The 6,000-nt window shown below is 50.2% G+C and carries 6 protein-coding genes; 2 read left to right on the top strand and 4 right to left on the bottom strand.

The annotated features are described in order from the left end of the window. Positions 1–241: 241 nt before the first annotated feature. From AJE_RS17545 to astA, 4 genes are all read right to left on the bottom strand, one after another. Positions 242–595 (bottom strand): DUF3718 domain-containing protein, encoded by a 354-nt coding sequence (locus tag AJE_RS17545; RefSeq protein ID WP_008610419.1) that lies wholly within the window; start codon positions 593–595, stop codon positions 242–244. Positions 596–707: 112 nt separating this feature from the next. Beyond that, positions 708–1,259 carry a sugar O-acetyltransferase gene (locus AJE_RS17540; RefSeq protein WP_008951969.1) on the bottom strand — a complete coding sequence of 184 codons (552 nt, stop codon included), beginning with the start codon at positions 1,257–1,259 and terminating at the stop codon, positions 708–710. A 177-nt stretch (positions 1,260–1,436) separates the two neighbouring features. Continuing rightward, the gene (locus AJE_RS17530) at positions 1,437–2,240 is read right to left on the bottom strand and encodes a DUF1338 domain-containing protein (protein WP_008951968.1); all 804 of its coding nucleotides are present in this window, start codon (positions 2,238–2,240) and stop codon (positions 1,437–1,439) included. Between the two features lie 67 nt (positions 2,241–2,307). Next, on the bottom strand, positions 2,308–3,336 hold the full coding sequence (astA, locus tag AJE_RS17525) for an arginine N-succinyltransferase (RefSeq protein WP_008610416.1): 1,029 nt from the start codon (positions 3,334–3,336) through the stop codon (positions 2,308–2,310). 138 nt (positions 3,337–3,474) lie between these two features. Between astA and AJE_RS17520 the strand changes: the two genes are divergently transcribed. Then, positions 3,475–3,903: an Lrp/AsnC family transcriptional regulator gene (locus AJE_RS17520; RefSeq protein ID WP_008610413.1), complete on the top strand. Its 429-nt coding sequence runs from the start codon at positions 3,475–3,477 to the stop codon at positions 3,901–3,903. Between the two features lie 151 nt (positions 3,904–4,054). Further along, positions 4,055–5,881, top strand: coding sequence for an SLC13 family permease (locus AJE_RS17515; RefSeq protein WP_008951967.1), 1,827 nt, complete (start codon positions 4,055–4,057; stop codon positions 5,879–5,881). Positions 5,882–6,000 lie beyond the last annotated feature (119 nt).

The raw sequence follows: 6,000 nt of genomic DNA, 5'->3' as shown, positions 1-6,000 counted from the left end.
CAGGCCAGCATTTTGCTTTCAGCTTCCTTCAGATCCTACCTCACGATAGGCACCCTTGCCGTTCAGCTAACACTTCCCCTTGCCGGGTGTGTAGAGGACTTTCACCTCCAAGTCACCTGCTAACCACCACAGTCAGCAGATAGCGCCGGTCAAGGCGCTGCGCGCCATGCCCGGCGCACCAAAATAAAGCCCCGCATTGCGGGGCTTAGTTACGACAAGCAGCGCTGAAAAGGCGCCAGCGTTATTCGCCTAAACGCGCCTTGATAATATTAACCAGCGGATTGTCAGCAAAGCCATTCGCGGTTGCCCAGGCCTCATAATTGGCATCAGCCAACACCTTTGCCGGCATTTGTTTGACAATAAAGGTACCGGTATCCAGGGCATCGCGGCGGATCGCCAGTTGTAACAAACTTTCGTTATTGCAACGCACACCACTGTAGATATTACGCAGATTTAACTTATTATCTGCCAGTACCTTGCGTACCTGATTACGATTATCTTCGGCTACAAAGCCACAAAGCGAGGCGGAAATTGCATCATTGGCCAGAGCACTGGTACTGCACAGTAAAGCCGTGGCGATAAGCATTTTTTTCATATTATGTCCTGTTGGGTTATGACACCAAGTTGAATATAACGCCATTATAGGTTATTGCCAGTATTGGCGGCATAATTATCCCCGACATTTGAGCTAAGTGATTGAATAACAATCAAAGCTGTTTCAATAATCTGGCCGGGTTACCGCCAACAACAGCTCGGGCCGGTACGTCTTTTACCACTACCGCACCGGCGGCAATCACTGCCCCCTCACCAATACTCACGCCGGGACAAAGGATGGCACCACCACCAATCCAGACATCGTTAGCAATCTGTACCGGCAGTGCCTGCTCCACACCACTGCGCCTGGTTGCAGCATCGAGCGGATGATTAACGGTATAGATCTGTGCCGCAGGGCCAACAAACACATGATGGCCAAAGGTGACTGGCGCAACATCCAGGATGGTACAGTTAAAATTCAAAAAAACATGATCGCCAAAAGAAATGTGTTTGCCGTAATCACAGTAAAATGGCGGTTCAATAAACACCTGCTCGCCGACTGTCGCAAATAACGCCTGTTGCAAACGACGGCGAACATTATGCTGCTCGGGTTGGGTTTTATTAAACTGCTGCGTCAACTTTCGCGCCTCAAGCCGCAGCTCGCGCAAGTTTTTGTCCAGCGGATCATACCAGGCACCGCTTAGCATTTTTTGATATTCAGTCATCTTGGCAATAGTTCAGATTTATCAGGAGCATCAGCTAATGGTACCTCAGAACAGCACTAAATTGCGGAAGTTTTACCTACCAGCAAAGGCTGCAGCTGCTGTCAGGATAGTGCGAGGGCGAAAAAAAGCCCCGGCACAAGGACCGGGGCAAAGTTCAGCTTTGGTTGAAATATTCGCTTAGCGGGCGTTGGTACTTTCGAAGATCTTATCCGCCGATGCCGCCACAAAACCGGTATACAGCAAGCCATTCGCCAAGGGGTAACGACGGGCAAACTCATAGAAACAGCTTGGAATGGTCGCCTCGGTATCGCTGAACTTAACGGTAACTAAATCCGCCAGCGTCGACGACTGTTCCAGATACACCTGTGGCGTACCTTTGATCTCGCCACCTGACGTATTCAGCAGGAAGCCGGCATCTTTCAGTGCCTGATTCACCTGCTCAAGGCTATCGAAGTTCTGCAGATCATTGACGCTTACCGTAAAGTGATTGGCGCGATAACCCCAGGCGGCAACCCAGGCAGCATATTCACTTTCTGCCAGCAGTTTTTCATAGGTCGCCTGGCTGACTTGCCAGTGGGTACCTGAGTACAGGAAATTATCTGCCGTGACCGCTTGCTCAGGGATCTGCGCCACTAACTGCTCAATGGTGGCTTTTAACTCAGCTGAACATTTTTCCAGCAGCAATTCGGAGATAAACACCTTGGGTAAGGTGCGATCGGCGTGCTCAAAATGCTTGGCGTAGAGTTTCTTTGCTTCAAAGTGATACTCACCACACTCTTCATAACCCAGTGCCAGGAAGTGGGCAGCCAGCTTGTCTAAAGATACTTTAGGCAGGTTAAAGGTGCGCAGCGCGATATGATCGTTAATCACATCATCTTGCTGCGAAGAACCCAGTAGTTGGTGCACTTTTTTGGCCGACGGGGTGACGCTCAGGTAGTCTTGCCATAAGTTATCGAATAACGCTTTTACATCAGTATGCATAGCAACTCCGCTTCGGGTTCAGTAGTTCAATATAATCAGCTGTAGTAGTGTAATGTACTGGCCGCGTTTAACGCTGATCCAGATTAATAAAACGGGCGAAATCGCCGCTTTCCAACTGCAAGACCTCAGCCATAGCCGGGCTTAGCAGCAAGAGTTGTTGCTCCGGGCAGTAATGCGCGCCTTTACCAAAGCTGGCCCGGAAATGCCGCACTGCAGTATTGGCAATTGCCAGAGTCGACTCACCCTGCACCTCTTGCACCTTAACCGCGACTTTGCGGCTTTGCGCCACAGAGCGGATATCGGTTAGCTGAGCTTCTACAGTGGGGCCGGCGTCAAATAAATCCACATAGCCGCGATGGCGGAAGCCCTCGGCTTCCAGCATTTTTAACGCTGGCTTGGTATTTTCATGCACCAAACCGATCACCTGCTGTGCTTGTTGCGGTAACAGATCAACATAGATCGGGTGCCGCGGCATCAGCTCAGCGATAAAAGACTTTTTCCCCACACCAATCAACTTGTCAGCGGTGGGAAAATCAATGGTTAAAAACAGCTTTTGTAACCAGTTCCAGAACGGCGGTATCCCGTTTTCATCGGCCGCACCACGCATTTCAGCAATCACCTTGCTGGCAAAACGTGTCGGATGCTCTGCCATAAACAGAAAACGTACTTTCGATAAAAAGCGACCGGCATGGTTACGACGATAGCTTTCGCGCAGGAACAAGGTACAAATTTCTGACGCGCCGGTGTAATCATTACATAGCGTTAAGGTTTTCAGCTGGTTAAGGACATTTAGTTCGGCGCTATGATGAATAATGGTATTTTGCTGAAAGTGATAAAGCGGCGTATGTAAGCCAACCGCCGCTTCGATGCCGGTAGTGCCGACGATATCACCGCTACTGGTGTCTTCCAGCACAAACAAATAGCCCTGATCGCCCGGCTGATTAACCTGTGCCGCAAAGCTATGTTCAGCATGGGCAATTTTTTGCCCCAGCCGCTCATCATGATCAGGTAACGAGGTAAAACCCGGGCCGGATTCAATGGCAATGCGTTTTAACGCAGGAAAATCGGCAGCGGTAATAGGCCTGATCACTAACATTTAAAGGCGCCCTGAGAATAGCAACGGTCAATGCCGTCCGGATGCCGGCTATTATAGTTGGCAAAAAAATCAGATTGCAGTGGCATTTTTTGCAGTTTAATCGATAATAAATGCATTCTGACAAGGCGTTTTGACATTATGCTAAATAAAGAAGATGAAAAATTACTGGCGCTGTTACAGCGTGATGCCCGGGCCAGTATTTCGGATCTGGCGCGTGCGCTGCAGCTATCCCGCACCACAGTACAAAACCGGCTACAGAAGCTGCAGGATAACGGCATCATTAAAGGCTTTACCGTTGAATTGGGGGAAAGTTACCTCAGCAACCTGGTATCGGCGCACGTCAGCATTAAGGTCAAACAAAAACTCACCGCCCGTACTAATGTCGAGCTACGGCAAATGCCACAAATTGCCGCCCTTTATGCGATCAGCGGCGAGTATGACTTGATTGCCATAGTCCAGGCGCAAACAACGGAGCAGCTTAGTCACCTGCTGGATGATATTGGTAATCTGGAAGGTGTGGAACGCACCACCTCCTCGGTGATCCTGGAAACCAAGTTCCACCGCTAATCAGGCACTTATCCACAGCACTTTTCTATCCACAGCACTCCGGTACCGGTCTGACCAGCTGTTTTAGTGTTTTTGATCAAGACGTTGTAACCTAAGGTACGCTATGCTGCGGTTGTAGCAGCGCTTCAGCCAGTTATGACAAAGGATCCTGATGACGATAGACTTGACGATAACGCTGGTTTTACTGGCCGCCGCCATGCTGGGCTTTACTCTCAATAAACCGCGTAGTGATGTTATTGCTTTACTGCTGATGCTGTTGTTTCCGCTCACCGGAGTCCTGACCTTATCGCAAAGTCTGGCCGGTTTTAGCGAGCCGGCCGTGCTTTTGATCGCGCTATTGTTCGTCATTGGTGAGGCCCTGGTGCGAACCGGTGTGGTTTATCGCCTTGGAGATTACCTGGTAAAACACGCCGGCAACAGTGAAAACCGGTTGCTGGTGCTATTAATGTTAGCCGTTGCCACTCTGAGTGCAGTAATGAGTTCAACCGGTGTAGTGGCGATTTTTATTCCGGTGGTACTGAGTATTGCCGCTAAGCTCAAGCTATCCCCCGCACCGCTATTAATGCCATTAGCATTTTCAGCCCTGATAGGCGGCATGCTGACGCTGGTAGCAACCCCACCCAATATGGTTGTGAACGCTGAATTACAGCGCGCCGGTGAGGCCGGATTCAGCTTTTTTGCTTTCGCGCCAATAGGCCTGATAGTTTTAATTCTGGGCATTGGCTATATGCTGTTAGCCAAAAGATTTCTAAGTCCCGCAGTGGGTCAAAACACCGGACAAGATAGTATCTCATTGAGTGGTTTGGCCGAACAGTACCGGCTGACCAGCCGCGAGTTCCGGCTACAGGTGCAGCCTCATTCGCCGCTGGTTAATCAACCTCTGAATACCCTTGGCTTACGCTCCGAGTACGGGATCAATGTGGTCGCAGTCGAACGTCCGGCGCGGTTACGCAGTTTATTATTGGTCGCCAACTCACAAACAGTGATACAAGCCGGTGATGTGCTGCTGGTCGATCTGGCCGCTGCCAGTGCCAGCGTACTTGAAGCCTCGGCCATTCTGGGGCTCAGCCCACAGCCATTGCACCACTCCTACTATAGCTTGCATGCACACCAGTTAGGTCTGGTCGAAGTTGCCTTGCCACCGGATTCGGCATTGGCCGGTAAAAGCATTCAACAAATCGGTTTTCGCAGCCGCTATCGGCTGAATATTGTCGGTATTAAACGCAAAGGCGAAGCCCTGCTAAATGTGTTACCTGATGAGGTACTGCAACAACAAGATACGCTGTTACTAGCTGGCAGTTGGTCAGAGATCCGCCGTTTACAGCAGCATAGACGCGATCTGTTGCTGCTAAGCTTACCAGCAGAGAGTAATGAAGCAACACCCGCCGCGGACAGAGCGCCCTACGCAATCGGCTCGGTATTGCTGATGATCGCGCTGATGGTGTCCGGTATAGTGCCAACGGTGTTGGCGGCATTGATCACAGCATTAGTACTTGGCGCCTGCCGCTGTATTGACCTGAATAATGCCTACAAGGCAGTGCATTGGCCAAGTTTATTACTGATTGTTGGGATGTTGCCATTTGCTCAGGCACTGCAGCAAACCGGCGGCATTGATCTCGCTGTAAGCGGGGTATTACAACTAGCCGGCAATCAGGCCCCTCTGTTAATGCTGGCCTGCGTATTTATCATTACCATGTTATTTAGCCTGGTGATATCCAATACGGCGACAGCCGTACTGATGGCGCCGGTCGCGCTGAGTCTGGCCAGTGCCCTCAATGCCTCACCCTATCCTTTTGCGATGATGGTGGCATTAGGCGCATCTACCGCCTTTATGACCCCCATTGCTTCACCAGTCAATCTGCTGGTGATGGGCCCCGGCCAGTACCGCTTTATCGACTTTTTGAAAATTGGCAGCCCCTTTACCTTATTGGTACTGATGGTCAGTCTGTTACTGGTACCGCTGTTTTTTCCACTTTAAGCGCTATGCTGCTCTGGATCTGGTTATAGCCTGATGCTATGCCTTATAACAAATTAGCTTAATGAAATGCCTTGTCGCAAAAAATTGGCATATTAAACTGGCTGCAGTTTCTTATTTTG

This window comes from Alishewanella jeotgali KCTC 22429, assembly GCF_000245735.1.
Taxonomy (GTDB): domain Bacteria; phylum Pseudomonadota; class Gammaproteobacteria; order Enterobacterales; family Alteromonadaceae; genus Alishewanella; species Alishewanella jeotgali.
The sequence above is the reverse complement of the archived record's forward strand: the minus strand, read 5'-3'. Positions and strand labels throughout refer to the sequence as shown.

What these genes read in the sequence shown, in the direction of transcription:
- AJE_RS17520 (WP_008610413.1), top strand. Translation starts at nt 3,475, where the DNA reads ATGCTAAATAAAGAAGATGAAAAATTACTGGCGCTGTTACAGCGTGAT.
- AJE_RS17530 (WP_008951968.1), bottom strand. Translation starts at nt 2,240, where the DNA reads ATGCATACTGATGTAAAAGCGTTATTCGATAACTTATGGCAAGACTAC.
- AJE_RS17545 (WP_008610419.1), bottom strand. Translation starts at nt 595, where the DNA reads ATGAAAAAAATGCTTATCGCCACGGCTTTACTGTGCAGTACCAGTGCT.
- AJE_RS17540 (WP_008951969.1), bottom strand. Translation starts at nt 1,259, where the DNA reads ATGACTGAATATCAAAAAATGCTAAGCGGTGCCTGGTATGATCCGCTG.
- AJE_RS17515 (WP_008951967.1), top strand. Translation starts at nt 4,055, where the DNA reads ATGACGATAGACTTGACGATAACGCTGGTTTTACTGGCCGCCGCCATG.
- astA (WP_008610416.1), bottom strand. Translation starts at nt 3,336, where the DNA reads ATGTTAGTGATCAGGCCTATTACCGCTGCCGATTTTCCTGCGTTAAAA.